Here is a 26600-nt window from a genome sequence, read left to right on the forward strand (position 1 = left end):
GCAGCTTAATTTTAGGGGCTAGCTCACGGCTCCAAAGAGAAAGTAGAACATATCATGACTGAATTACTTCAAAGCCAATTACTAAAAGACCTGGGTACTCAAAACGAGTTTGTTGCTCGTCATAATGGCCCTAATAAAGCAGACCAGCAGAAAATGCTTGAAGCGATCAACGCGACTAGCTTAGACGCACTGATCGACGAAACGGTTCCTGCACAAATCCGTCTTGAAAAACCAATGACACTTGCTGCGCCACTGAGCGAAATGGACATGCTGACCTCTCTTAAAGAGATCGCTAACCTAAACCAAGTGAAACGTACCTTCATTGGCCAAGGCTACTACAACACATTCACTCCAAACGTTATTCTACGTAACGTTTTAGAGAACCCAGGCTGGTACACAGCTTACACACCATACCAACCAGAGATTTCTCAAGGTCGCCTTGAAGCTCTACTCAATTACCAACAAATGGTAATGGACCTAACCGGTATGGAAATCGCGAACGCATCCCTTCTTGATGAAGCGACAGCGGCTGGCGAAGCTATGACACTGTGTAAGCGTGCTGGCAAAAGCAAGAGCAAAGTATTCTTCGTTGCTGACGATGTTCACCCTCAAACACTAGAAGTTGTTAAAACTCGTGCTGAGTACATCGGTTTTGAAGTAATGGTTGGTGCTCTTGAAACACTTCCAGAGCAAGACGTATTTGGTGCGTTGGTTCAATACCCTGGTACAACAGGCGAAGTTCGTGACCTAACGGACATCATTGCGAAAGCTCAAGCAAATAAGACTCTTGTAACGGTTGCTACTGACCTACTTGCTTCTGCTCTACTTAAGCCTGCTGGCGAAATGGGCGCAGACGTAGTAATCGGTTCAGCGCAACGTTTCGGCGTTCCTATGGGTTACGGCGGTCCACACGCTGCATTCATGGGTACTCGTGAAAAGCATAAGCGTACAATGCCAGGTCGTGTCATCGGTGTTTCTATCGATACTCACGGTAACCAAGCACTACGTATGGCAATGCAAACTCGTGAGCAACATATCCGCCGCGAGAAAGCGACATCGAACATCTGTACAGCTCAAGCACTTCTAGCAAACATGGCGTCTTTCTACGCAGTTTACCACGGTGCAGAAGGCCTACGTACTATTGCTCGTCGTACACACCACATGACAGCTATTCTAGCGGCTGGCCTGACTAAATCGGGTTACGAGCTAACGAACAACAGCTTCTTTGATACCATCACGATCAACTCTGAAGAGAAGACAGATGCACTGTACGCGAAAGCGCAAGCAGCAGACATCAACCTTCGCCTTCTTAAAGGTAAGATCGGTATCAGCTTAGATGAAACAACAACGATCGACGACGTGAACGCACTGTTCGCAATCTTCGACGTGAAAGAAGACGTTCAAGCACTATCTTCTGACATTGCATCAAACGAATTTGCGGCAATTCCAGAAAACTGCCGTCGTGAATCAGAGTTCCTAACTCACCCAGTATTCAACACGCACCACAGCGAAACGCAAATGATGCGTTACCTAAAACAGCTTGAGAACAAAGACTTCTCACTAACGCACGGCATGATCCCACTGGGCAGCTGTACGATGAAGCTGAACGCTGCTGCTGAGATGATCCCAGTAACATGGCCTGAGTTTGGTTCAATTCACCCATTCGCACCTCTTGATCAAGCAGCGGGTTACACAGCGCTAGCGAAAGATCTTAAAGAGAAGCTATGTGAAATCACCGGTTACGACGATTTCTCACTACAGCCTAACTCTGGTGCATCTGGTGAATACGCAGGTCTAATCGCGATTCAACGTTACCACGCAAGCCGCGGTGAAGCTCACCGTAACGTTTGTCTGATTCCAAGCTCTGCGCACGGTACTAACCCTGCAACAGCATCAATGGTTTCAATGAAGGTAGTGGTTGTTAAGTGTGATGAAGATGGCAACATCGACATGACAGACCTAGCAGCGAAAATCGAGAAGCACAAAGAAAACCTATCAAGCATCATGATCACTTACCCTTCTACGCACGGCGTATACGAAGAGCAAGTGAAAGAAGTGTGTGAACAAGTACACGCAGCGGGCGGTCAGGTTTACCTAGACGGCGCGAACATGAACGCTCAAGTAGGTCTAACTTCACCTGGCTTCATCGGTTCAGACGTATCTCACTTGAACCTACACAAAACATTCTGTATCCCACACGGTGGTGGCGGTCCGGGTATGGGTCCTATCGGCGTTAAATCGCACCTAGCACCTTTCCTACCAGGTCACATCGAAAACGGTGTACAAGGTTCAGACTACGCGGTATCAGCTGCAGATCTAGGTAGTGCTTCAATCCTACCTATCTCTTGGGCTTACATCGCTATGATGGGCGAACCTGGCCTAACAGACGCAACGAAAGTAGCGATTCTTAACGCGAACTACGTGATGGAAAAACTACGTCCTCACTACCCTGTTCTTTACCGTGGCACTAACGGCCGCGTAGCACACGAATGTATTATCGATATTCGTCCACTTAAAGAAGACACAGGCATCAGCGAAGAAGATATTGCTAAGCGTCTAATGGACTTCGGTTTCCACGCACCTACTATGTCTTTCCCAGTAGCGGGCACACTAATGGTAGAGCCAACTGAATCTGAAGATTTAGAAGAGCTAGACCGTTTCTGTGAAGCGATGATCGCAATCCGTCACGAAATGGCAGCAGTGAAAGCGGGTGAATGGCCACTAGATAACAACCCTCTAGTGAACGCACCGCACACACAAGTTGACCTTTCAGGCGCAGAATGGGATCGCCCTTACTCTCGCGAACTTGCTTGTTTCCCATCGCAAGCAACGAAGAACTCGAAGTACTGGCCAACTGTTAACCGTGTAGACAACGTATACGGCGACCGTAACCTAATCTGTTCTTGCCCAAGCATCGATAACTACGAAGACTAATTTTTGTAGAATCTGAATAAACAAAAGCGAACCATTTGGTTCGCTTTTTTTGTAAGCATTTACTTCTTTAATCTCACTTCATGCAAAAAATTTTGGTTTAAAGTCAATCTCATAAGACATCATAGAGTTTATTTCTCAACCATTGATTGGCTGAGTTATGGTCATCACGCTTATGCCACATCATGACGTATTTGAAAGGTTTGGAGGAAAATGCCAATGGCTTGACAAGCTGGAGTTGAAGCACGCCTTCTCTGGGTTCCTGATGTGGATTGTAGCGGGAGCATTCATCTCTCCGATAGCTTCAGACTATGGCCTGAATGATGAGATGGTAACTCGTGGATTTACCGTAATTGGAATGTCGATGTTTCTGCTGTATAGCTTTAAAATGCTTTTCAATAACAAGGGGAAATGGAGCTCAATGCTTACCCGAACTGCTTTTGCTGCTTACGTGGTGCAGAATGTTCCTATGAGTTTTGCCGCAGAGTTTTATCGGCCCTTTATGACCCAAATTCCCTTAATCAACTTTGTGGTCATTGCGATCCCATCGGTGATCGGCTCTTTTCTGATTGGCCATCTTATCTGCAAAACACCCGTACTATAACGTATCTTCTAATTAAGCCTTAATATGTGTCTTTGTCATCTCGGCGACGAAGACACAACCAACGAAGCGTTAGCGGGCTACGTGCTCAATGACCTTCACGTAGACTGTACCTATCAAGAAATTCTTTCTTCTTAACCGATAACTCATGTCGTAGAAGTATTAAGCTCTTCACCCAAAATTTTAAAGAGCTTAAGTAAATTGAAATCTACTTTTCGTAGAACATTGTCATCCATAACGCGGTAACCTTTAAGTACACATACAACCTTGGTTGATTTGGATTATATGCCTAGCCTACTCCCTTTTACGAGAAGTGATTAATAATTAACGTGATTTGTGTAACCTCTGTAGTTAAACCAGTTAACTCTTTATAGAGCGCAACTTACCCGCTCTATGTTTGGCATTACCCAACTATTGTCATACCAAGTATCGGTAGGACCATAAATTCTAAAGTATGGGAAAAATCCCTCGTCAGTATTGGTTTGAATAGAGTTCTCATTGTTTTCAACATTTGGTCCCCAGAAGATACTGTAAGACCCATCAGTATTCTGTTGTAACCCTTCTTGGTAGCTGTTGATCCCCCAAGAAAAGTGATCATTTTGGATCATTGAGCGCTTAGGGGCATTGTATGTAACCAAAGACCAGAAGTTACTGTATGGAACCTCAGCAGGAATGTTCAACTGATAGCAGTGTGAGCCATCTAAATAGTTTCCTTTACTGTCCACATAAGTCGATACGTATACCGCGCCTGTGCCCTTAGGAGGCCTTGTCATTGCCGCTGCGGTAAAGGTCGCTTGGTGAGCCCACACGACTTGAGCAACAGGATCTACCATATCAAAACTACGGTGTGTCCAGTTTTCATCAGCGGTGGTATTAGGCAAAACCCAATGGCTCACTTCTCGGTCCCACTTATAGGCATCGTCTTCACGATTCGCAAAAGTTAAGGTGAGTACGCGCTCCCATGCTAAGTCTTTTGCCTGTTTTGCCAATTCAGGATCTACCGAACCATCAAAGAATCCCGCATGGTAGAGGTGCGCAGTATTATAGTAGTGCTTCTCTGCATCGTAGCCATTGAGCGAATAGTATTGCTTAATTAGCTCTGGAATATCCTGCTTATGAAAAAGCATATCTTGATAACCACCATCTTGATATACCGGCTCTGAGGTATTATAAAAGGTCGTTTTTGGCGGCTCATTTATATCGCTGAGGGAGTACGTTTTTATACCTTCTCTGAGCGTGTTGACTGCACCTCGCATACCATCTTCACCTTGGAAAGCTCTAATTAGCCAGACAATGGTATTGGTTGGAGAAGGTGCATGGAGCATACCTTCTGGTATTTCCCCCTGCCATTGGGGCGCAGTAAGTAAGTAGATCCCACCTTTTCCACGATCAGGTCCCGTCAAACCAAAATCTGCAAATGACGTCCACCCTGGGCCATTGGCCATTCCCATTACACCGGAAGGGACTTCTAATACAACTGCGCCACCTTGTGCTTGCAAGTTAACCGGGTGAACGGCATACACCGTTTCCGAGTTTGCGGTGAGAACGATTTGTCTCGGGTCTACGGATGTTTCCATAATGCCAATATTCTGCTCTGTTGACCCTGCATCAATATATGACTGGTAAAGGGACATAAACGCCGCTTCAGGTTGCAAATCCACAAAAGCACTTGTTAAGTTTTCTAGATCCATCTGTTGATAGACCTCTTCACTTTTCAACATCGGATAACCAGATGGAATATCAACCGCAAAAGAATTAAAAGCTATGGTGGAAAGTGCTAAGGAAATCATCGTTTTTTTCATATAAATGCTCACTGATGGAATTGATTCAGTACAGCGCAACAAAATCACCAGAGCGACCATTACTCTACGGCTTTATGTGCACGCTTACTCAAAAGAGAAAACTGGACAATCCATAGTCAGTATTTCTACCAAAACGTAGATGAGTGCTCCCCCTCATCGATTCGCTTAAATAGTAATATTGGGTTTACTTAAAAAGAAATTACGAAAACTACATTAAGGAATAACCAAAACTCATATCACTTATTCAATTTCCCTACGTTTCCTGTCCATTAAATAGAGGATAGGTATAACTTGCGGTAATAACTTGAAGTCTTCCTTCTCATTTCTCCATGATTTCATCTCCAATTATTATTTAAACATCGCAAAGACGAATAGCTTTATATCGTCTTTGCCATTAATTACAGGGTCTCATTGGAAACAGGCTCAAATCATTACCACGGAGGGATAGATAAAATAAGAGTTATTATGAAATCAACACATTCTATTAAAGTAGCAACCATTGCATCCCTTCTTTCGATTGCATTTAACCCTGCAGTGGCCGAAGAATATCAAGATATGTCCGATCCACTCGCCGTCTATTCACAAGCAGGGATCGGCGCAACCAATAAAGGTCTTAATTTCAAATTTGGTCAAGCCTACGACACCAATGACGACTCAACCATGGCAATGCATGTACTTGAAGCAAAGGGCTTCGCCGCTGATACCTTGAGCTTAAAAGGGAACGACAGTTTTGATTCTCTTCGTTATCGACACTTTACGGTTGATACGCAAAGCGGCCTTGGTTCGCAAATTGATATCAACTGGGACTTTAATCAAAAGCTAGGTTCCGCTTCTTACTCGCTAATTCAAGCACTTCCAGCATTTGGACCTGTACAGCTTTACCCTTTAGCAGGCATTGGGGTGAATGTAGCGGATGTTGATTCAGCACTATTGGTTGATGACGAGGACAAGGCAATCGGCTCCATTGGATACGCCATCCCATCAAGCTTTGGATTGCTCGGCGTCTATTCAAAAATTGAGCTAAATGATCAAATTTGGTTGAACTACAACCCAATGTACACCACACAGCTCGGTGGGTTGGAGACTTTTACCAATCTATATGGTTGGCAACATGAAATTGCAGCAAGCTATCAAATAAATACTCAAAGTAATATCAGAGCATTCTGGAACTTTGGGGAAGCCTTAAAAGGCACTGACTTCAGAGTAGAATACAACTATCAGTTTTAAAATAAAAAAACTTCGCCAAGGAGGGCAAGAAAACAAAAAGGACAATACCTATCAATGAGCAATTTATTATCAAATAGTTCGGAAGTTAAATATGTTGTCTAAAAATACACTAACACTTTATCTATTATCGCTTATTGCATTCCAAGTTACGGCCTATGAGTTAATCGATGAGGAAAAAAACCAAGAAGATCCCACCAAAATAGTGACTCGACTAGGCGGTGGATACAACGGTGAATTGACACTCAATGGTTCATTAGGGCTTGATGAAGCAAGAATGGTCAGTGGCAATATCAATTCAGATGGTAGTGAGTGGCGTATTGGGGGTTCTTGGCTATTTAACAAAGGGATCGTCAACTTCAATTTCAAAAGAAATCAATATGAAAATGATGGCGAAAGTACCAGTTACAACTTGGGAACATTTGTCCCATTGAGTGTGTTTGGTGTGACCCCCTGGGACTGGCAGCTTTTCCCTGCCTTTGGTTATAACTACACTGAAGGTCATGTGACAGTACCGATTCATCAAAGCATGCAAGACGGCTCAGTATTGATGCCAATCGAAAGTCACGGCGGGTATTTGGGAATGCTCGCATTAAAACCGATAAATGATCGAGTGACCCTAATGCTAGGTGGCGGAGGAAGTCTCGGCAGCAATAATACCAATAATGCGTATCTAGGCGGTGGAGCCAGCTACCGAATCGACAAAAACCAGTCCATCAATAGCTATGCAATCTTCAGCGATAGCTCTCAATACGGCTCGAGGGATGTCCTAGCAATTAACTATCGATACGAATTTAATTAGTTCGCACATCTAGATTGTTCTCGAATACAATGAGGACGATGAAGACATACTCCCCATGCCTACATATAGTGATTAGACCTTGTGCAATACCATTAACTTCATGATAATCTGACTAAATTGTCATGAAGCAAGGATTGCCTATGAAAGAGTCTGAGATGTTACGGCTCGATTTCAACTCTCTAAAGTTACTGAAAATACTTGGAGAAGAGAAGAATACCAAACGAACTGGTGAACGACTTTTTATCAGTCAACCTGCGGTCAGTAAGTCGCTAAGAAAACTGAGAGAACAGTTTAATGACCAGCTGTTCTTAAGGCAAAAGCATGGCTTAGAGCCAACCCCAAAGTGCGAAGAATTGCTCTTACAGTTACCGGATGTTCTTGCAAGACTCGAAGCAATCTTTGAACAGGGCAATAGCTTTAATCCACAAGAGTACACCGGTGAGATCAGTATCCACATCAACACCGTACTCTGCTATCCCGTCATGAGTCTCTTATTAAGAACTCTGACTCAAGCGGCCCCTAATGCAACAATAAACATTCAAAACTGGTCTCACGATACTGAGCTGAAAATCAAAACAAACCAAGTGGACTTGGGGATCAACTTTATGCCCCTTAACATCACCAAAGAAATCATTCAGCAACACGTGACCGCCGCCAAATTTATGCTTTGCTGCTCAGCGCATCACCCTATGAGTCTAAAAGGGAGCATCACTCCTGAAGATGTTGGAAGTATGCCACTAGCGCTGATGCTTATGCCTGATTACCATAAAAGCGATACATTTGCAGAAACCTATCTGAGAGCAAGAAACATTGAACCAAAGGTTTTGCTGAGAACAGATAAAATAGACCTTTGCTATCAAGCTGTTACCGATCACCATTGCCTTTTCCCAGTCAGTCATATTGTCAGACACTCTATCCCCGATGATATGGTTCTGCTTGATATCGCGCACTTTGAAGAAGGGCCAGATTTCTCCATTGGTGGCTTTTACGCTCACCGCTCTCGGCATTCACCTTACCTGACTTGGCTAAAGGAACTCGTTTTTGACACCATTAAAGCATTGAGCTAAGTGTTTATATAAACAACCTAACCCAGCAGGATGAATAATTCTAATGAACAATGGAAACGTCGACTGACAACAACGCGGTGTAAATAGTCACTGCTACTGATACTCTTATGTAACCTAACTTGTCATCAAGCGTTAGATTCACCTCGATAGAAAATATGACCAAACCTAGAGTTGGCACTAGCACACCAATTGGTGAGCCCTCTATCTACGGCAAATTTTGTCGATTTTAGATAAACAAAAGCGAACCATTTGGTTCGCTTTTTTTGTTGGATAGTCAATTATTTTAAGCTGATAGGCTAAGATCCTTCAATCTGGTCCGCAATACACATATTGGTTTGAGTATGGCTAATGGTTACCTAAGCTTTGGTGCTATTTGCAACACCAGTAATAAATTTGTCTACTTCTGCATAGAACTTAGCAGGATCGTTTTGCACCCAGTGGTTTGCGCCCTCAAACGAAACATTATCTAGCGTACTAATAAACACTTTCGCACGTTCACACCCCTTTAAGCTGTCAGTACCCCAAAAATATACTTTAGGTATGGATAAGTTTTCGTAGATTTGTCCCCAGCCAACCACGCCACGGATATCTTGAGTCGCATGTTGCCCGTAGATTTCACTGGCGGTTTGACCAAGAACCTCTGGCTCACATCGTCTAACTGACGAAAGATACTTAACACCCGCTCCGTGTCCCCAAGCCATGGCAAAACGTTTTGAGAAACCTTCTCCTTTCACCCAGTTCGTAAATTCATCAGTACTTAGTTCAGAATATGTGTCTGCAATAATCTGGGATAGAATGATGCTTTCTTCGTGCAACCCGCCTTCAGCATTAATGAAACCACGCACGATACCTTTCGTGTCGTATTCACAAACCAACGTCGATGTATCGCCGCCCCAAGAGTGCCCAAGTAGAAAGCAATCATTGATGCTCAATAGGTCGAGAGCTTTCAATATTCGCTTTGCTTGGGTTTCTGTTGAATGGGATATGTCTGAAGCAGGAGAATAGCCATAACCACAAAGGTCGAACATGACTAAGTTGTAATTCGGGAGCCAATCTAACGAGTCGGCAAAACATAAATGTGACTCACCCAACCCATGAATTAACACTAATGTTTCCTGAGACTCTTTGATGTCAGTCGACAAGCAATAAAGCTGGTCACCATCAATCTCTAACCACCTTTCTATCAACACATTACCCTCTCACTTCTAATCGCAGAATTTGGATTTATCATAACGAATCCAACACGATAAGAAAGGTTAATTTGGTGAAGTTTTATAAACTCATTGACCTTACCGTAAGGGAAAGGTTTAAGGTTAACTCACGAGTTCAATATGACTAGGAAACGATTATGGGATGTTGTAACAAAGCGCCAAAAGGTGGAGCCCCTCTTGGCTTATTTTTGAAAGTCACACTTGGGATTGGTCTTTTTGTGTTTCTGTTGGCTTTGTGGCAGTAAGAAGTTTACACGCTGCCAGATTTGAAGCTAAGAAGTGATGGTATACAAAAATAGTTGGTGCCATAGTAGTGTGTTCAATGTGTTGTTTAAACCTAGCGGTATGACGTTTATCCTTTCTTTCACGCCACAACCAAATTATGAAATTAAGAGGAAGTCTGCCAACAGATACCCAAACACCACTCATTAGTACATTAGTAGTTTTCGTCCAACTTCAAGCTGTTTCTAAAAAATAGACAACGGGGCAATACTTCGACCGATCATCACCCCAAAAATAGCAGAAAATGCAGTACGAATAACAAATTCAGGCGCCCCTTTATTCTCTCGAGTTTCCACTTAGAACACTCGCTATCTGGATCTTTCATTATCCCCTCAATAAGATATCCAACCTGGGCATATAATGTCCACGTTAAGCGGACTAAAATTATGTGGTAAACTTGTTGAGAAACGAAACATTGAAAGGTGATTCAGTTTTATTTAAATGACTTGGATTAAACATTTTTAATGTAGCTTAACCTTGGCCAGTTTTCATATAAACACAAAAGGCCCAAAAGGCCATATAGACCATTCGCGAAGGACTATAATTAATAATCAGACAAAGACTCAACCAATAATTAACACTGCCCGCAACGTCATCTTCTTTAATAAAATTATTATATTTCCTATGATAGGAAAAGACCACGTTTATAAGTGGTCTTTATAATATATTATTGTCGACTATAGAATAGACTTAGTAAGCAAAAAAAATAGCAAACCTATACTTAGGTTTTCTGCTTGGCTCTATTTTCAAAAAAAACATCAATCCAATTTTGGTTTTGTATAAGCCAAGTGCATCCAAATATCAAAAACATGCCCAACATCATATTTACTGTTATTACAGAATCAAAAAATATGTATGCCATTACGGCAGTGGCAGCTGGGACACAAGAAAAGTACGTAGATACATTAGTCACTGTGCCCGATTTTAAGGCTTTTATAAGGAGCATAGATGAAAGCACAGAAATTAGAAGTGACTGCCAAAGTAATGCTGATATGGAAATATTGTTTACATCAAATTTAAACTCACTAAAAATAATGGTTGTAGGCAATAATATTAGTGTTGCTGAAAAACATTGAAACAACATGTTTTTTTCAATAGGTATGTTTGAACAATATTTTTTTTGATGTATAGAACCAAATGTAACACCTAATAACGACAAGATTGCAAGTATAAGATTTTCAAAATTTGTCGTTCCCAAGCTGAAATTTTCCACCGAAAAAATCAATGTACCGAGTACACAACCTAAGACCCCATAAATTTGAAATTTCGAATTTAGATCTCTAGATACTATTAACGTTAAAACTGGCTGCAATCCTAAGACTATCGTCAACATCGCAGGACTGATTCCTGACACCAATGAATAAGAGAAAAAGACCGGATAGAGAAATTGTATAAACACTCCTACAATCATGGCATGTACCATACTCCTATTATCTACTTTATTATTTCTTAATATTAAAAAATTAATAATTACGAAAACAAATAATGCAACAATCACTCTAAGTGTTATAAAAGTAAGTGGGTTAGTATAACTCAATCCTATCGAAGACGCGATATAGCCGGAAGCCCACAGAAAAACAAAAATCCATCCTAAATATTTCACAGATAGCCTCCCAGCTATAAAAACTACACTGTAGTGAATCTTTCGCCTAACTTTCTATTAACAGTGTAATATTCCTTCATTTCATGGCAAGCATTATATATATCACCACCTTTAGACTTCGTAGCTTCAATAAGGATATCGTACGTCTCTTTAATTGGTATATCGTGATGAACATGAGCACTAGATACTTTCAAAATCGCACTTTTAAGATCTTCAAGGTTATAAATTGACTTTGAGATATCAAAAATAAAATCTGAAACATCTTGCTCTCGAAGGGGGGCCCTTTGAAATACCATAGCTTCTATGGTTTCATCATGAATAGATTTGTCTTTGAATATAAGTGAGGGGTCTACATTATCTACACCATCATATTGAAAATCTAAACAAAGAATAACTCGGTTCCCATCACCAAAATTGTATGCTGCATGGACTACACTTGCATCAAGCATCCAAATATCACCCTTAAGCATTCTAAATACCCCGTAGTCTTCATCACTATGATAAGAAGTTAACGAAGTTTCAAGAGGAATTAATACACGTATATATTTTCCCTTATTATCACCCAATTCAATAAAATCTTTGTGCGGTATAACTTGACCATTTATTAAGTTACGCGTCCTAACCATTTTAAGATTTTCTACGTCAAAGTACTTATTGATAATTTCATTGATATATAACGTTTGCTTACCTAGTTCGGTCATCTTCGCTTTGTTTTTATTATCTTTGTACTGGGTATTTTGATAATCCCCGTCATCATTCCACAATGAATTGTTTATCCACGTACCACTATTAAATTCGTTGTATTCTTCTTCAAACACAGGGAACTTAGATATGATATCAAGGTCTTTCCTTAAAGAATTACTTTCAAAGTCGATTCTTCCTAGCAACTTAGTTTTGGATTTCAATTTATTAACCTTTTATTTTTGTTTTTATTAATATTTTGTAACACGCATTTTACGTTCGACATAGTACTCAACAACAAACAACTATCAATGGTTTAATTATTTTTAAAATCAATATGTGACTTAACACATATAAAAGCATACTTTTAATTATATAAATGCCATTTAAACAAGAGTTAGTACCGTTTTAACCTCAGATAGAACCACCACAAGTCAGATTCAGAAAAATTATAAGTGTTTGATTAAAATGCAAAAAACAACACCACATTACTCGCTATTTAGTTTGTTCAGTTCAAAGCTTGACCCTATACGGTAAGGTGTTTATATTGTCGCCCGCCCAACGGGGCACATCCTAAAATGCACACCGGCCATCCTGCCATCATTCGTGTATTTATATTGGTGTTGTGAACTTCCATGCTAACGAAACTTCGTCCTTTTACTCGTGAATCGGGTGCGCTTATGCATCTTTCGGTTCCAATCATTTTGACTCAAATAGCTACCCAAGCGATGGGATTTGTCGATACGACAATGGCTGGCCAAGTAAGCCCTGCCGATCTTGCCGCTATTGCACTTGGTACCAGCCTTTGGATTCCTGTGTTGCTGCTACTGCGTGGCGTGATTATGGCGTTAACGCCTGTTGTCGCTTACCACCGTGGCGCACGTGACTTTCAAAGTATCTCTGTTGAATTCTTCCAGATGGTTTGGTTGGCATTAATAGCGAGTGTGCTACTTATCGCTTACTTGGTGAGTGCGAAACCGATCTTAGAATGGATTGGGGTTGCCGCTGAGATCATCCCTATCGGCAGTGATTATGCCTTTGCCCTAGCCTTTGGTGTGCCAGGTATTGCCCTGTTCTACACCTTGAATGGCTTCTGTGAAGGTATGAACAACACCAAAGTACCGATGATCATTTCTGTGGTTGGTCTGTTGGTGAATATTCCGGTCAACTACGTGCTTATCTACGGTAAATTCGGCTTCCCTGAAATGGGTGCTGTGGGTTGTGGCTGGGCGACAAGCTTAGTGTATTGGTTAATGTCGGGGATGCTGTATTCCTACATTAAAGGTCATCACCACTACAAGACCATCATCAGCTTTGCAGACGCGAAGCCAAAAGCAAAAGAGATGCTTCACCTTCTAAGATTAGGTTTACCTATCGGGATGAACATCGCCGTATGTGGCAGCATCTTTGCGGTAATCGCATTAATGATTGGCCGTATTGGTGCAGAGAACGTGGCAGCAGCACAAATTGCACTTAACATCTCGAGCCTCACTTACGTGATTCCGATGAGTATCTCATTTGGCATCACGATTCGTGTTGGACACGCGCTAGGTGAAAAAGATGAACTAGGCGCAATTGAACGCAGCAAAGTCGGCATTTTGGTTGCCGCGTTGATATCATTACTTTCGGTTGCGATGTTCCTTCTGTTCCCTGAATGGATCATTAGGCTTTACACCACCGACCCAGCAATTAGCGCGACAGCAGCAGTATTGTTGACGTTTACGGCGATGTACCAATTCAGCGATGCATTGCAAACCTCAGCCAACGGCGCGTTGCGTGGCTATAAAGACACTAAGATCCCGATGATCTTAGCTATCGCTTCATACTGGGGCTTAGCATTACCACTCGGCATGGTGTTGGGCTTAACAGACCACATTGTTCCTGCGATGGGTGAAGAAGGCTTTTGGATTGGTATTCTGACGGGATTGAGCGTATCAGCGACACTGATGTTAATTCGCTTACGATACGTGATTAAGAAGCGTGACTTGCCACCAGCAAGTGCTCCATTGGCAAACTAAGACAAATCAACAAGCTAATACAAAAAAGCGCGTTATTGCTACTCGGCAATAACGCGCTTTTTTATCTAATTCGAATAAGCTTTATTCCAAATAGAGTCGTTTAGCTTCTCTGGTTAACACTCGTCGTTCACCACTTCAACGGTACATTCACAACCACCATCAGGACACGAATTTCCACTTACTCGACCACCGAAAGAATCGTAAAGAACATAACATCCAGATGGAAGAACATTTATAATTGGGCCATCAAGTTCTGATGTAGTAAACGGGTATTCATAACCAACCACTGTATACCTATTAGCAAAGTCAGACGTTAAGCTGTCATCATCTGACAAGGTAAGGAAATCGAGCATGTTCAATTTATCCCCTGATTCCCCTCGGCTTTCAGGGCAAAGCGTTCCCCAATCGACTTCCACACTACCAATACCAAAATCGATAACATAGTTACTTTGGTCACTTGGGTTGCTAGCAGCTGGGTCTAATCCGACAATAATAGCCTTAGAGGTTACCTGCGTGATTACCCCTTCCATCGCACCTGCGACGCCCTCAAGTACCGCTTCTCTTGCTGACTCTTGGATACCGAGGAATCTTGGAGCCGCAGTTACCGCTAATACTCCGAGTATGATAATCACCACGATCAGTTCAATTAAAGTAAATCCGTTTTTCTTCATGACACCCACATCAATTTGAAACTTAAACATTCGATAAGTAAATGACTTATCAATAACTATACATCGCAAAGAGAACACATGAAACATCCTCAATGAGCAACAGGTAAAGCAAATATAAGTCGATTGTTGGCTCAATACTTTGTCTAATTGACCAGAAGCCTTGTTGCATAAGGTACGAGCAATCATTGAAGATCCGATACAACGACATAAATACCAGTAAGGTACAGATAATGTTTAATCGATTTATTTGATGTAACGCAAGTTAGGCAAGCTGAGATTTAAACTGTTTAAGTCTCATCCATTTCTTAAACGTCTTCGCACACACTGATAATTCAACACAGCAGACAACTAGGCATATATCTAGGTACTAAATGAAAAACAGCGTACTGCCACTGCCAATAAACGCGCTTATTGAATCGATATTGTTCTAATTACTAATGAAATTAAAGTTATGAAGTGTTAGAAGGAAATGTTATCAATGTTCACCGGTGTCAAAATGTAAAACCCAAGCTTGTTCGTTAACTTTATATTCAAGGTCGCTATAATCATTCTCTCTAAAGTATTTTTTTGGTCTTGAGTTAAAAAGCAACCTTATAGTTTAAAAAGTATTGTTCTTCATCGTTGCTGATCATATTAACACCAAGTCTGAATCTATGGCGACCATGTTGATATCCTACGAACAAGTCAGTCGATAAACTGTCCTGATATTCACTACCATATTGAGAGGAATAAAAAGGGTCTAGACCAAGGTGGAAATTATCTGCAAACTTATAACGAGTATACCAACCCAATGTTGATGTCATATCATAATCATCTACCACTTCATTATTTGTATACCCTAGCATTGCAACTGGATATATCACTAAGGCATCTAACTTAAATGTCATAATATAACCAGCACTCACATTTCTAACATCGCTATTCCCTCCTACTTCAGTGTAGAAGCCTTGGCCATCTTTCATATTTGCATATGTTAATTTTAGTTTATCGAAGCCATCTTTTGACTCCAATAAAGCCAAGTGTCGACCAGAAGCAAGCCCCACACTCATATCTACACCTGCGGTATTAACTTCAGCCCCCAAACTACTGTAGACAGCGGTGGGATCTGCCATATCGACTTTAGCTTGTAAGCTTAAGCTCAATAAACAGGAAATTAAGAACACTAATTTTTTCATGTACTGCCTTCTTTCTAATTTAATTTTAATTTTAATTTAAATGGTTAATACCAATATCTACTTCTAGATTTTCAATCTTATCAATCGAATTATCATACAGCTCTCCGCAATATCAACCCCCGTTAAAACTCACCACAATCAAGTGTTGATATAAGAGATATCACAATTAGGACAAATATAAAAACCAATACAACTTAAATATCATCAAGGCATTACAACTCGTCAAACAGATATATTTAATATTAAAAAATAAAATACAATTATCACTCGAAGAGTGTCCATGTTAATTTCTACGTAATATCTGGCATTTCATTGTAATAACCTATTTATTGGGGGTTATTTACATAATTATCGAAACAGAATATAAAACTCCTACTAACACTAATCAAAATAGTCTATAAGACTATAAATGCGAAAAAGCACGTTACTGTCATTCGGCAACAACGCGCTTCTCGAATTGATATTTGACTATATCATTTATTTAATTAATCGCTTTCACAGAAGGAAGTACTCGGAACCCATCGCGTACTTTCTGGCTTGGGATGTAATGACGGAAAGCTAAGTTAAACGCACCAGAGTCATTTTCGGTTTTGATATTATTTACAGCGCCATCACCACAGCCGAAACTTAGTGTGTAAGTTCCGTCTGCATTTTTATCAGCCGTATTCGAGCTTACATTCGCTACATCATCAAACATGAAGCCTTGCTTGTTGTAGACCGTTACTGACCAAAACGCTTGGTTTTTAGGGTCTTCAAAAGTTACCTGATGACAAGTATCTGTTGGGAAGTTTCCAGAGATTTCATAGATGTTATCTTCTAGCTGTGCGCCTCCCCAACCGACAGCTGCGCCAACTGCGTATTTCTCTTTAGTAAACATCTCTTTTGAAGCATCTTCAGGGCTTGTAAACATACCAAATGTCGCTTGAGCGCCATCTCGCTTAAGTATTGTTGGCATTTCCATCTTAAGGCTCGTCTCTACCTCTTCAAAAGATTTCTCATCCACTTGCATAGCAGTAAACTCGCCATCCGCTTTTGCATCAATGCTCATTTTATCTTGGATTTCATGAACTTCATTTTTCGAGAATGTCGCGTCGGTACGAACAATGACGTAAACGTGATCACCGCTATGAGTAGAAAGATCAAACGTACCTGAACCGTATTGCATTGGCTGAATGCGGTGATCTTCAGTAATCACTTCCATCGACATGTACTTGCCTTCAGGGATCTCGGGTAACGTGACGGTCGCCCCCTTTGATACATTAATTACTGCCATTGAGTAGTAGGTGTCTCGGTTCATTCGAACCACATCCTGTTCATCTGTTGGCGTTAGCTCGCGTTTGTGACGGAATGTATTGACGCCAACAAGCTCTTGGTTTTTCAAATACTGACGTGAAGTTTCGTACACCGCGTAATTGTCGACGGTAGTCACTTCACCATCGGCATTGAAGAACTCTGTTAGAGTTGAAACTTCTTCAGCTGCGTAAGAAGAAAGAGAAACTGCGCTTAAACCTAAAACTACTAATGCTAATTTTTTCATTGTTGACCTCTAATAAAATCGATAACGCTAAATCAATACATAGTCCATTTGTCTTTGTTCGAACAGTTAGTTCGTTAACCGCTCAACTTGTGAACAATGTTATCAAGGCAGCATAAATTCACAAATGACATCGCCGTATAATAGATATGCAGCAAAGTAATGTTACTTATCAACCTTTATTCTTGATTAAAATACAAACAATACAGTAGCCTATTTATAGACCATGAAATTCAGTATTTCCAAGGTGAGTCGTTTACAAAGATATGTTGAACGCGTGTGTCGAAATTATTTTCGACTACCCTTAGCAAAGGTGATTTAAATAGTTGCTTTAACTAACAATATCTATCTTTTCGCCATCTGGTGACCTGAATCTCACTTGATTAATTAGTCAATAGGCAAGCAAATGAACCCAACTTTAGACTCTATAAACCACCTAAAGCAGCAAATGGAATCCTCGGTAATTGGCCAGCAACATATGGTCGACACATTACTGGTTGCGCTACTTACAAATGGTAATGTTCTGCTTGAAGGATTACCCGGAACAGCAAAGACTCGTTCTATCAAATCATTGGCTTCAGCCCTACAAGTTGACCTTGGTCGTGTTCAATTTACTCCGGACTTGTTGCCTTCGGACGTAACAGGCACAGAGGTGTATCAGGACGTAGATGGCAAACCGACGCTTACCTTCCAACCGGGCCCAGTTTTCAATAATCTATTGCTGGCCGATGAGATCAACCGCTCCCCGGCAAAGGTACAAGCTGCATTGTTGGAAGCAATGGAAGAGCGACAAATCACAGTAGCAGGTAAGACTTACAAACTGCCTGACCTATTCATGGTTTTAGCGACACAAAACCCGGTTGAACAAGAAGGTACTTACCCTCTTCCCGAGGCGCAAATGGACCGATTTATCATGAAAATAAATCTCGACTATCCAGATGCGAGTGCCGAAGAGCAGATCATTAAGATGGTTCGTAGTGAGGAAAAACCAAGCGCGGAGAAACCAGCCCCCATTGACCCTAAGTGCATTTTTGATGCTCGAGAACAACTGCGCGACATACATTGTAGCGATGCGGTTCTTAAATACATTGTCGCGATTGTTGTGGCGACGAGACAACCCGAGTTGTACCCAGAGTCACCACTTTCACAGTGGGTCGGTGTTGGCTCAAGCCCCCGTGCAACCATAGCGTTAGACAAATGTTCAAGAGCAATGGCTTGGCTAAACGGTAAGGACTTTGTCGACCCTGATGATGTTCGTAAAGTGGTTCATGGGGTTCTGCGTCATCGCCTTATTCTGTCTTACGATGCGCTTGCTGAAGGCGTCAGCTCAGAACGCGTCATCGATGAGATTTTGTCTCAGGTTGCTGTAGCTTAACGGCGAGAGGTCACCATGGAGACGAAACCAACACTTGATCCTGATATTTATACCAATCTGAAGGCATTGCGACTTTTGAAATACAAGGCGCACGGCTTTGACTTTTTACCTGCTCAGCCAATCAACAGCGCGTTAACGGGTCGTCATGTATCTAAGCTACGTGGACGTGGATTGAACTTTGAAGAGATGCGTCACTACCAAATTGGCGATGATATTCGCACCATGGATTGGAAAGTGACAAATAGAACGGGCAAGCCACACGTCAAAATATTCTCTGAAGAGCGCGAGCGTAACGTTTATGTCATGGTCGATCAGCGCACCAGCATGTTCTTCGGCAGTACAGGTCGAATGAAATCTGTAGTTGCTGCAGAAATCGCAGCTTTGATTGCTTGGAAAGTCATAGACAGTACCGATCGTATTGGTGCGATTGTTTATAACGACAGCACTGCACTGCCAATTCCTCCACAACGCAGCGCAAACCACGTACTCAAAATACTCAATGAAATTGCGAGTAAGAATCAGCAGCTAAAAGCGGGAAAGGCTCAAGACACGCAATCCAATTCGTTCGAAAAATTGTTTCATCAGGCACAAAGGTTGGTTAAGCATGATGGCCTAGTGATCTTGATTACCGATGGCTACGGCTATAACGAGCGTAGCGAAGAGCAAATCAAGGCTTTGTGTCAACACAACGATGTGGTGTTGTGTCATGTCACCGACCCACTGGAGCATGATTTAGCCACGCTTAATAAGATGGTACTTAGCGACGGACAATTGCAGTTATCCGTATCAGGCCAAGAAGCACAGTTACGCGATGCGTTCGCCAAAAATGTGGTTCGAGCCATCGATAATTTTACGGCAGTGGCGAAGAAATATCGAATCCCTGTATTGCGGTTCAACACAGTCGACCCCACCGATGTTCAGCTTAAAAAAGCACTCGGCGCGATTTAAATAACTGAGAATGCAGACTATGACGACTAACACTGGGCTTGAACCTTTACAGCCAGAAAACGTGAATCCATTAATGGCCTCTTTGTCTGAGCCTTCTTTGCCAGAAAGTATCTCATGGCTACCGAATGCACCTGGCTGGTACTGGTTACTCTTGTTGCTGTTTTGCTTTGCTTTATATCGTGTCTATTTAGTTATTAAAAAGTACCTAGCAAACACATATCGACGCGCTGCCTTAGTAGAGTTAGAGCAACTCTCTTTGGAGGCTCAATTCGGTGAAATTTCATCATTTCAAAAGCTACCACAACTGCTACGAAGAACCGCATTGTATGCCTTCCCTCGTACAGAAGTAGCCCCTTTAACCGGCACAGATTGGGAGAAATGGTTAGATGACCATTGCACCAAGCGTCAATTTTCATCCGAGTTCTCTACATCAGAACTCTCAGGCGTACTTGCTCAACTCGCCTACTCTTCAGCAGCGACATTAACGGAAGAACAACGAAACGCCATCATGGAGAACGTTGCACTTTGGATAAAACATCACGAGGTGTCACATGATCGAATTTGAATACCCAATAGCATTTGCACAGCTCTGCTTACCCTTTGCCGTGTATTGGTTATTGCCTGTTTACAAAGAGTCAAAAAGCGCGATTCAAGTGCCCTTTTTTGATCGCCTGATTGCAGTGTCTTCACAAGAGCCCTCTGAAACCGCGGTCAAGATGAGCCGTCGTAAAGTCCAATGGCTATTGGTCATTATCAGCTATCTTGCTCTAGTCGTCGCGATTGCCAAACCAATGTGGATAGGCGAACCAATCGAACAAAAGAAATCCGCTCGTGAAATTATGGTCGCACTGGATCTATCTGGTTCAATGTCAGAAGAGGACTTTGCCGATAAAGAAGGCAATAAACACGACCGTCTAACCATTGCAAAGCAGGTATTGCGTGAATTTGCAGCCCAGCGAGAGCATGACCGCTTAGGGTTAATCTTATTTGCAGACTCTGCTTATGTTCAGGCACCATTTACTGAAGATATTAACGTGTGGCAATCGCTACTCGAAGACGTTGAACTTGGCTATGCCGGATTTCAAACTGCTTTTGGCGACGCGATTGGCTTATCAATTGCCGTATTCGAACAAGAAGAAAGTCGTCAACGAGTGATGATTCTGCTAACCGATGGTGATGACACAAGTTCGAAAATGCCTCCTGTCAAAGCCGCGGAAATCGCAGCTAAATATGGAGTGAAGATTTACACCATTGCAATTGGTGACCCAAGTACCAAAGGTCGCTACAAGATGGATCTTCCTACTTTAGAGAAAGTATCAGCAGCAACTGGCGGGCAAATGTTTCATGCCTTGGACCGAAAGCAACTAGAACAAGCCTACGCAACGATCGACGAACTAGAGCAGCAAGAGTTCGAGCTTTTATCTCACCGTCCTAAACACAGCTTGCACCACTATGCATTTGGCGTGTGTCTGGTTAGCAACCTACTCGCGGTCTTAATTGTGTTTGGTGCAAATCTGCGTCGCCAAAGGCGTCATCAGAAAGAAATAAAGCGTGTTATTCGCCGTAGAGAGGAGCTCACCAATGACTGATTTCAATACATTGTTTGGGGGCGATATCACCCAGTTTCATTTCATACGCCCATTGTGGTTGTTAGCACTGGTTCCGTTCGTGTTGTTTTATCGCGCACTCGTTCAACAAGACGATTTAGTCACCCAGTGGCAGCCCGTCATGTCTAAAAACATGGTTGAACATCTGTCTCTCAACCAAAATAGAGTTCGTATAGTTTCTCCTAATCGATTGTTTCTGGTGTTTGCGGTTCTAGCCACGCTCATTATGGCGGGTCCAACGTGGCAGCAACAACCTTCACCATTTTTTGAAGACAATTCCGAGCTAGTGATTGCCTTGGATGTGTCTGATTCAATGAATAAAACCGACATTCAGCCGTCACGATTAGATCGTGCTAAACAGAAGATCAATCAGCTCGTTGAACTGCGCGGCGATTCAAAAACCGGGTTAGTGATATACGGCGGAAGTGCTCATGTCGCGATGCCTGTCACCAAAGACAAAGAGTTAACGCGATACTTCCTCGATGTATTGGATGGAAGCTTGCTGCCAGAGAACGAGAACAAACCGGCTTCGGTATTAAAGCCGACGCTCGAGCTAATTTCACAAGCAAAAGCGCCATCAACAGTATTGATACTGACAGACAAGACCAATGACGAAGCGATAGAAAAATTCACTAAAGCGTTTGAACAACAGCACCACCAAGTGATCGTGTGGGCTATGGGTGAAAACTCGCAGAGCGGCGGAAATGGCACAGCAGGTTTAACCGAAACTCAACTCGCTTCACTGTCCCAACTGGCGCAAGCAGGTCATGGCAAAATGGTTTCATTCACTCACGACGCTAGCGATGTTGAAGCGGTTTATCAGAGCATTCAGAACAACCTGTTTGCGGTCAGCGATAACGCCCTACCTTGGTTAGATGCGGGCTATTGGTTGCTGTTTTTGTTGCTGCCTATCCAATTAATGTGGTTTAGAAAAGGGTGGACGCTTCAGTGGTAAATAATAAACAGGCAGTAAATCAAAAGTTATACAACCTGACGAAATCAGCCTCTTCGACTACACATCAAATCAATCGTGTACCTTGGTTATCCAAACTTAAGCCAATGCACCTGTTGCTTATGCTTATTGCAGGAAATCTGATTTGGGGAATCGCCAATAAGCACTCATTTTATGATTTTTGGCTATCCAACGATCAACACGCTTATATCGAGTTCAAGCAAGGCAACTACGCACAAAGTGCCGCCCTATTCGATGATCCAAACTGGAAAGCCTACAGTCGTTATCTGTCAGGTGATTTCCTTGGCGCAATTGACCAATTGAGCCCACAAGCAAGTGAACAAGGTGGTAAACCGGAAGAGCTGGCTGATTTCGCTAAGTTGATCGTCGCGAACAGCTATGCTCATACGGCTCAATTTGATAAAGCCACTGCGCTTTACAACGAACTGTTGAACAACGAAACGTATGAAGAGCAAGCGACAAACAACCTCGCTGTTGTGGAAGCTGCGATAGAGAAAATCAAGAACACACCACCGACAAAACAAGATTCAGAAAAAGTCATTGATGATAGGAAATTGGTCGACGACGAACCAAAAGAAGGGAGTCAGAAGGAGCTAGTGATCTCTGACCAAGTCTGGCTAAAACAAGTCAGACAGAATCCATCTAAGTTTCTAAGACAAAAATTTCAGCAGGAATACAGCAATGAACAAAACTAAATCGACAGTCCGAGCATTCGATCTTCTGAAATGTTGGTTTACTGTCTTATCAGCGATGATGCTTTTAATTTCAATGCCTGCAAGTGCTAGTGACATAGACCAACTTGTCAGTGGTGGTGAATTGAAGCTGAACGTTGAGATAAAAGCTCAAAATGTCGCTGTGAAACAACAAGTCGCACTCGACGTTGAAGTATTGAGTACCCGCCCCTTTAAAGAGGAGTTGGCATTACCTTACTTAGATATACCCTACACAGTCGTAAAGAAAGATGAGCAGAAAGTCGCACGTTCAGCACGCACAATCGAAGGCACTAAGTGGTTTACACAAAAAGCACGCTACTACTTGTACCCAATGCAAGCTGGCGAGTTTACTGTTCCTGAATTGAGCATTCCCATTAGTGTAGAGCTTACTGACAAAAACGTTATTGAGGGCGTGATTCATTCGCAACCCATTAACTTTGCATCCAAAATGCCCGTGAGTAACATTGATACAGACGCGTTGATTGTTAGCCCAAATGCTGAGCTTTCGATATCAACCGACCGTCCGTTAACCGGCGAATTCGAAGTTGGCCACGCTATCACTGCCACGTATACGTTGAGCGTGGCAAACTCGCACATGATGTTGCTGCCGGAGATCAACATCCCAGACATTTCCGGCGTTGAGTTGTATCGCAAACCAGCAGTCAAAGAAAACGTGTTTAATCGACTGAATAAAAGCAATACCGCGACACTCAAACAACAGGTAACGTTAATCCTGCAAGAACAAGGGAAAGTTGTCTTACCAAAACAGACCATGACATGGTGGAACACAAAGACCAATCAGCTGGAATCGTTAACTATAGAGCAGCAGACGCTTCAAGTCGGTGACGCAAAGTTGTTAGACTCGTTAAGTAACACTTTAGGCTCTATCGATGGGGCTCAAACCTTATCGAATTGGTTGGGTCAATATTGGTATTACTTGGTCATCGCTGGAGTATTCCTTGCTGCGATTGCTCGCCAGATCGGAAATCACTTCATTGATTTAAAGCGTTATTTTGTCGCACGCCAGCAATTAAATACCAAAAAATTTAATATTCAATTTTGTCGACACGTTGAAGAAAAGCAGTACAGCAAAGCAGTGCAAACTATCTATGAGATTACGGGGCGAAAAAACTTTTCGAAAGGCACGCTTCAACTGCCTCTAGATTCGGAATCAAACGACATTTGGAAGAAACTATTGAAGCTTGGCTACGCAAAAGATGCGGAAGGCTCAGTTTCAGCTTCCCTCTCAATTTCTCTAGTAGAAGCCAAAACACTGTTAAAAGCTATCAATGATTCGCCCAAAACCCGAAGCACACCGTTTAAGTTTAATTGGAATCTGAACTAAGCGGTGAACTTAACTTAGGCTGCGGTGTAAGCAAAGACGTTGGGGTCAACTGTCACAAACAACGTCTTCAATCACGGACACTACTAAGTTTTTGAACCATTGATGTGCTGGGCTGGTAACGGTTCTTTTATGCTCAATCAAAAACAGTTCGAACATTAACTCTGGCACGTTATCTAGAGAAAAAATAGGCGCTATCTTGTCACCTATCCCCTCTAGTTCAGTTAACTTATGAGTCGCAATCAGAATTGTATTCGAACTCTGCATCACTTCCACCAACGTAAGAAGCTGTCCACTTTTAAATGCAATATCTCTCTGCACTCCATTCTTTGCTAGGTAGCTATCCACAGGGTGTTGCAGACCGTAGTTCGAACGGATATCGAGCGTGAGATCAACAAAGCGAGACTCTAGACACTGCTCAAGCGTTACATTTTCAACTTTCGCTAAAGGGTGATTAGCCGCAACATAAAAAACTGGGTAGACTCGGCCAAGGCTAACGTATGGGAATTCTATTGGGTTACTCGGGGCTTCGATGTGAATTGTAAAATCCACATCTCTGGATAGCAGCTGACTGGTTGGCGTTTTCGCTACCGGATATTCGATAAGACTAGCGTTAGGGGCTTCTTTCATAAATCGCTCAGCAAGCGGCACGGAAAGCATCCTACTCATCAATGGCGGTATCGAGACAACAAACGTTTGAACACATTCTTCTGGATTAAAAGCTGATTTTGTCACTAGGCTTCGCATCGCCAATAGTAACTCTTCCAAAGGCGCTTGCAGTTCCAGCGCTTTTTGCGTGGGCACTAAGCCATTAGACTCTCGATAAAACAATGGATCATCAAACAACTCTCGCAAGCGACTTAACGTACGACTCATCGCAGGCTGAGACAGGTACAAGGTGTTGGCAGCTCGCGTTACGTTCCTCTCTTTGATTAAAACACTTAACGACACCAATAAATTTAGATCCAGCCGAGAAAGCTGCTGTTCGATAGTCATCATAAGACATGCATCCGAGTAATATCACTCGTTAAATAATTACACCATTGTGACTAACAAACAAGTCGTGATGATAACTGGCTAAACGTTTCGTTTAATAATACGAGCGATTCAGTAGACGTGCCCTACTTTACTGTCGTTTTCAATACCCGTTTTCTGTCGCAGTAAAGACCTCAATATAGCCTGTTATTTTTATCGATTATTTCTCAACCTTGAGCAATGATGTCACACATTTTTGTAATAGGTCTTCGTTATATCTAGGGTGCCAAGCAGCCAGCATATCAAAGCTTTCTCGGGAATACTCCATTGGGATCGTCACCAAGTTGAACCCTTCAATAGCTCTAGATGGCAAGAACGCAATAGAATCTGTGGTGTTTTAAATACATGGGCACAATGGAAAAACACGGTGCGGAGACCACCACATTGCGCTTTAACCTAAACTGACCAAACCATTCATCAATCGATCCTTTGAAGTTTGGACGCGATGGTGAAAAAGGCGGTCCTATGACCGCCTTTACATTATCTTTATAGACTCTATATCGTTTCTACAATCAATACTTTCAACGTGCAGTGGCACTGAGGGCGTTTCGTTTCAACAGAGAGCAAGAGTAGTTCCTTATACTTACTACGCTATATATTTCACTCATTTTTAAACTTGGTACTTCTGCTCTTACATCGACCTCTTCTAACCAAAACACATCAAACAACAAGTGAAGATCCTTTGCCAGCAGACTCTCTATCGACTCCCTACCGTTTGTTTGCCTGACAAGCATCTTCGACACATCAACAAGAATGATCCTGTTGTTTATTAGTGGATTGCTTAAATTTTCGAGATAGGCATCAATATCTTCAACGATGATGATAGAACATCTTCCTTCACCTATATCAAGTACATCATAGGGGTGATCGTTTAAGTATATTGTAGATTGGTATTTTTCCTGTTTTGACACCGTGATTAACTGCATTTGCTTTTCCAAGACTAAAAACATAAACCCACTCTAAACACCATCTCATGTTCAATATATGAATAAGAGATATTCATAT

At 42.1% G+C, this 26600-nt stretch carries 22 protein-coding genes and 1 pseudogene; 13 read left to right on the forward strand and 10 right to left on the reverse strand.

Annotation, left to right across the window (positions count from 1 at the left end; translation table 11 throughout):
* The first annotated feature begins 54 nt into the window (after positions 1 to 54).
* Together gcvP and QQ041_RS16775 are read left to right on the forward strand one after the other, a co-directional pair.
* Entirely contained in the window at positions 55 to 2934 is a 2880-nt protein-coding gene (gcvP, locus tag QQ041_RS16770) for an aminomethyl-transferring glycine dehydrogenase (protein WP_285954523.1), read from the forward strand.
* 157 nt (positions 2935 to 3091) lie between these two features.
* Complete coding sequence (locus QQ041_RS16775; RefSeq protein WP_285954524.1) at positions 3092 to 3535, forward strand: acyltransferase family protein; 444 nt, start codon at positions 3092 to 3094, stop codon at positions 3533 to 3535.
* Positions 3536 to 3900: 365 nt separating this feature from the next.
* Here QQ041_RS16775 and QQ041_RS16780 read toward each other — a convergent pair whose 3' ends face one another.
* On the reverse strand, positions 3901 to 5334 hold the full coding sequence (locus tag QQ041_RS16780; protein WP_285954525.1) for a DUF1214 domain-containing protein: 1434 nt from the start codon (positions 5332 to 5334) through the stop codon (positions 3901 to 3903).
* A 465-nt stretch (positions 5335 to 5799) separates the two neighbouring features.
* On the opposite strand from QQ041_RS16780, the gene QQ041_RS16785 reads away from it, so the two are divergent.
* The 3 genes from QQ041_RS16785 to QQ041_RS16795 all read left to right on the forward strand — a co-directional run bounded on the left by QQ041_RS16785 (position 5800) and on the right by QQ041_RS16795 (position 8427).
* A complete protein-coding gene (locus QQ041_RS16785; protein WP_285954526.1) occupies positions 5800 to 6561 on the forward strand; it encodes a hypothetical protein in 762 nt (253 codons plus the stop codon).
* A gap of 91 nt (positions 6562 to 6652) precedes the next feature.
* On the forward strand, positions 6653 to 7360 hold the full coding sequence (locus tag QQ041_RS16790; RefSeq protein ID WP_285954527.1) for a hypothetical protein: 708 nt from the start codon (positions 6653 to 6655) through the stop codon (positions 7358 to 7360).
* Positions 7361 to 7500: 140 nt separating this feature from the next.
* On the forward strand, positions 7501 to 8427 hold the full coding sequence (locus tag QQ041_RS16795) for a LysR family transcriptional regulator (RefSeq protein WP_285954528.1): 927 nt from the start codon (positions 7501 to 7503) through the stop codon (positions 8425 to 8427).
* Between the two features lie 356 nt (positions 8428 to 8783).
* Here QQ041_RS16795 and QQ041_RS16800 read toward each other — a convergent pair whose 3' ends face one another.
* The 3 genes from QQ041_RS16800 to QQ041_RS16810 form a co-directional block, all read right to left on the reverse strand.
* Positions 8784 to 9617 carry an alpha/beta hydrolase gene (locus tag QQ041_RS16800; protein WP_285954529.1) on the reverse strand — a complete coding sequence of 278 codons (834 nt, stop codon included), beginning with the start codon at positions 9615 to 9617 and terminating at the stop codon, positions 8784 to 8786.
* 1024 nt (positions 9618 to 10641) lie between these two features.
* Positions 10642 to 11523 carry a DMT family transporter gene (locus tag QQ041_RS16805; RefSeq protein WP_239862385.1) on the reverse strand — a complete coding sequence of 294 codons (882 nt, stop codon included), beginning with the start codon at positions 11521 to 11523 and terminating at the stop codon, positions 10642 to 10644.
* A gap of 23 nt (positions 11524 to 11546) precedes the next feature.
* Complete coding sequence (locus tag QQ041_RS16810; RefSeq protein WP_285954530.1) at positions 11547 to 12428, reverse strand: aspartyl/asparaginyl beta-hydroxylase domain-containing protein; 882 nt, start codon at positions 12426 to 12428, stop codon at positions 11547 to 11549.
* Positions 12429 to 12839: 411 nt separating this feature from the next.
* Between QQ041_RS16810 and QQ041_RS16815 the strand changes: the two genes are divergently transcribed.
* Entirely contained in the window at positions 12840 to 14222 is a 1383-nt protein-coding gene (locus tag QQ041_RS16815) for an MATE family efflux transporter (RefSeq protein ID WP_146491637.1), read from the forward strand.
* 113 nt (positions 14223 to 14335) lie between these two features.
* On the opposite strand, the gene QQ041_RS16820 is transcribed toward QQ041_RS16815, so the two are convergent.
* The 3 genes from QQ041_RS16820 to QQ041_RS16830 form a co-directional block, all read right to left on the reverse strand.
* Positions 14336 to 14893: a prepilin-type N-terminal cleavage/methylation domain-containing protein gene (locus tag QQ041_RS16820; RefSeq protein ID WP_146491638.1), complete on the reverse strand. Its 558-nt coding sequence runs from the start codon at positions 14891 to 14893 to the stop codon at positions 14336 to 14338.
* Between the two features lie 578 nt (positions 14894 to 15471).
* The gene (locus QQ041_RS16825) at positions 15472 to 16068 is read right to left on the reverse strand and encodes a hypothetical protein (protein ID WP_146491639.1); all 597 of its coding nucleotides are present in this window, start codon (positions 16066 to 16068) and stop codon (positions 15472 to 15474) included.
* A 481-nt stretch (positions 16069 to 16549) separates the two neighbouring features.
* Positions 16550 to 17605 carry a DUF1254 domain-containing protein gene (locus QQ041_RS16830; RefSeq protein WP_285954531.1) on the reverse strand — a complete coding sequence of 352 codons (1056 nt, stop codon included), beginning with the start codon at positions 17603 to 17605 and terminating at the stop codon, positions 16550 to 16552.
* A gap of 403 nt (positions 17606 to 18008) precedes the next feature.
* Here QQ041_RS16830 and QQ041_RS16835 point away from each other — a divergent pair, with 403 nt between their 5' ends.
* From QQ041_RS16835 to QQ041_RS16865, 7 genes are read left to right on the forward strand one after another with little or no spacing between them, the layout of a single operon-like run.
* Positions 18009 to 18977, forward strand: a complete 969-nt coding sequence (locus tag QQ041_RS16835; RefSeq protein WP_285954532.1) for a MoxR family ATPase — start codon at positions 18009 to 18011, stop codon at positions 18975 to 18977.
* Positions 18978 to 18992: 15 nt separating this feature from the next.
* Positions 18993 to 19925, forward strand: coding sequence for a DUF58 domain-containing protein (locus QQ041_RS16840; RefSeq protein ID WP_285954533.1), 933 nt, complete (start codon positions 18993 to 18995; stop codon positions 19923 to 19925).
* 19 nt (positions 19926 to 19944) lie between these two features.
* On the forward strand, positions 19945 to 20490 hold the full coding sequence (locus QQ041_RS16845) for a DUF4381 domain-containing protein (protein ID WP_285954534.1): 546 nt from the start codon (positions 19945 to 19947) through the stop codon (positions 20488 to 20490).
* On the forward strand, positions 20477 to 21514 hold the full coding sequence (locus tag QQ041_RS16850; RefSeq protein WP_285954535.1) for a VWA domain-containing protein: 1038 nt from the start codon (positions 20477 to 20479) through the stop codon (positions 21512 to 21514). Before QQ041_RS16845 ends, QQ041_RS16850 begins: the two co-directional genes overlap by 14 nt.
* Entirely contained in the window at positions 21507 to 22487 is a 981-nt protein-coding gene (locus QQ041_RS16855) for a VWA domain-containing protein (protein WP_285954536.1), read from the forward strand. The genes QQ041_RS16850 and QQ041_RS16855 overlap by 8 nt, the downstream gene beginning before the upstream one ends.
* Positions 22481 to 23200 carry a hypothetical protein gene (locus tag QQ041_RS16860; protein ID WP_285954537.1) on the forward strand — a complete coding sequence of 240 codons (720 nt, stop codon included), beginning with the start codon at positions 22481 to 22483 and terminating at the stop codon, positions 23198 to 23200. The genes QQ041_RS16855 and QQ041_RS16860 overlap by 7 nt, the downstream gene beginning before the upstream one ends.
* Positions 23187 to 24563, forward strand: coding sequence for a BatD family protein (locus QQ041_RS16865; RefSeq protein ID WP_285954538.1), 1377 nt, complete (start codon positions 23187 to 23189; stop codon positions 24561 to 24563). The genes QQ041_RS16860 and QQ041_RS16865 overlap by 14 nt, the downstream gene beginning before the upstream one ends.
* 45 nt (positions 24564 to 24608) lie before the next feature.
* Here the strand turns inward: QQ041_RS16865 and QQ041_RS16870 are convergent, their stop codons facing one another.
* The 3 genes and pseudogenes from QQ041_RS16870 to QQ041_RS16880 all read right to left on the reverse strand — a co-directional run bounded on the left by QQ041_RS16870 (position 24609) and on the right by QQ041_RS16880 (position 26521).
* Positions 24609 to 25559: a LysR family transcriptional regulator gene (locus QQ041_RS16870; protein WP_285954539.1), complete on the reverse strand. Its 951-nt coding sequence runs from the start codon at positions 25557 to 25559 to the stop codon at positions 24609 to 24611.
* A gap of 196 nt (positions 25560 to 25755) precedes the next feature.
* Positions 25756 to 26047 (reverse strand): annotated as a pseudogene (locus tag QQ041_RS16875) (LysR family transcriptional regulator); the annotation flags it as partial.
* A gap of 69 nt (positions 26048 to 26116) precedes the next feature.
* Entirely contained in the window at positions 26117 to 26521 is a 405-nt protein-coding gene (locus tag QQ041_RS16880) for a hypothetical protein (RefSeq protein ID WP_285954540.1), read from the reverse strand.
* Positions 26522 to 26600 lie beyond the last annotated feature (79 nt).

The organism is Vibrio sp. TMPB1044 (genome assembly GCF_030442075.1).
Taxonomy (GTDB): Bacteria; Pseudomonadota; Gammaproteobacteria; order Enterobacterales; family Vibrionaceae; genus Vibrio; species Vibrio satsumensis.

Coding starts and splice junctions, on each gene's coding strand:
- QQ041_RS16880 (WP_285954540.1), bottom strand. CDS start 26,521: ATGCAGTTAATCACGGTGTCAAAACAGGAAAAATACCAATCTACAATA.
- QQ041_RS16850 (WP_285954535.1), top strand. CDS start 20,477: ATGATCGAATTTGAATACCCAATAGCATTTGCACAGCTCTGCTTACCC.
- QQ041_RS16825 (WP_146491639.1), bottom strand. CDS start 16,068: ATGAAAAAATTAGTGTTCTTAATTTCCTGTTTATTGAGCTTAAGCTTA.
- QQ041_RS16820 (WP_146491638.1), bottom strand. CDS start 14,893: ATGAAGAAAAACGGATTTACTTTAATTGAACTGATCGTGGTGATTATC.
- QQ041_RS16845 (WP_285954534.1), top strand. CDS start 19,945: ATGACGACTAACACTGGGCTTGAACCTTTACAGCCAGAAAACGTGAAT.
- QQ041_RS16815 (WP_146491637.1), top strand. CDS start 12,840: ATGCTAACGAAACTTCGTCCTTTTACTCGTGAATCGGGTGCGCTTATG.
- gcvP (WP_285954523.1), top strand. CDS start 55: ATGACTGAATTACTTCAAAGCCAATTACTAAAAGACCTGGGTACTCAA.
- QQ041_RS16840 (WP_285954533.1), top strand. CDS start 18,993: ATGGAGACGAAACCAACACTTGATCCTGATATTTATACCAATCTGAAG.
- QQ041_RS16870 (WP_285954539.1), bottom strand. CDS start 25,559: ATGATGACTATCGAACAGCAGCTTTCTCGGCTGGATCTAAATTTATTG.
- QQ041_RS16835 (WP_285954532.1), top strand. CDS start 18,009: ATGAACCCAACTTTAGACTCTATAAACCACCTAAAGCAGCAAATGGAA.
- QQ041_RS16855 (WP_285954536.1), top strand. CDS start 21,507: ATGACTGATTTCAATACATTGTTTGGGGGCGATATCACCCAGTTTCAT.
- QQ041_RS16830 (WP_285954531.1), bottom strand. CDS start 17,605: ATGAAAAAATTAGCATTAGTAGTTTTAGGTTTAAGCGCAGTTTCTCTT.
- QQ041_RS16790 (WP_285954527.1), top strand. CDS start 6,653: ATGTTGTCTAAAAATACACTAACACTTTATCTATTATCGCTTATTGCA.
- QQ041_RS16795 (WP_285954528.1), top strand. CDS start 7,501: ATGAAAGAGTCTGAGATGTTACGGCTCGATTTCAACTCTCTAAAGTTA.
- QQ041_RS16780 (WP_285954525.1), bottom strand. CDS start 5,334: ATGAAAAAAACGATGATTTCCTTAGCACTTTCCACCATAGCTTTTAAT.
- QQ041_RS16865 (WP_285954538.1), top strand. CDS start 23,187: ATGAACAAAACTAAATCGACAGTCCGAGCATTCGATCTTCTGAAATGT.
- QQ041_RS16785 (WP_285954526.1), top strand. CDS start 5,800: ATGAAATCAACACATTCTATTAAAGTAGCAACCATTGCATCCCTTCTT.
- QQ041_RS16775 (WP_285954524.1), top strand. CDS start 3,092: ATGGTCATCACGCTTATGCCACATCATGACGTATTTGAAAGGTTTGGA.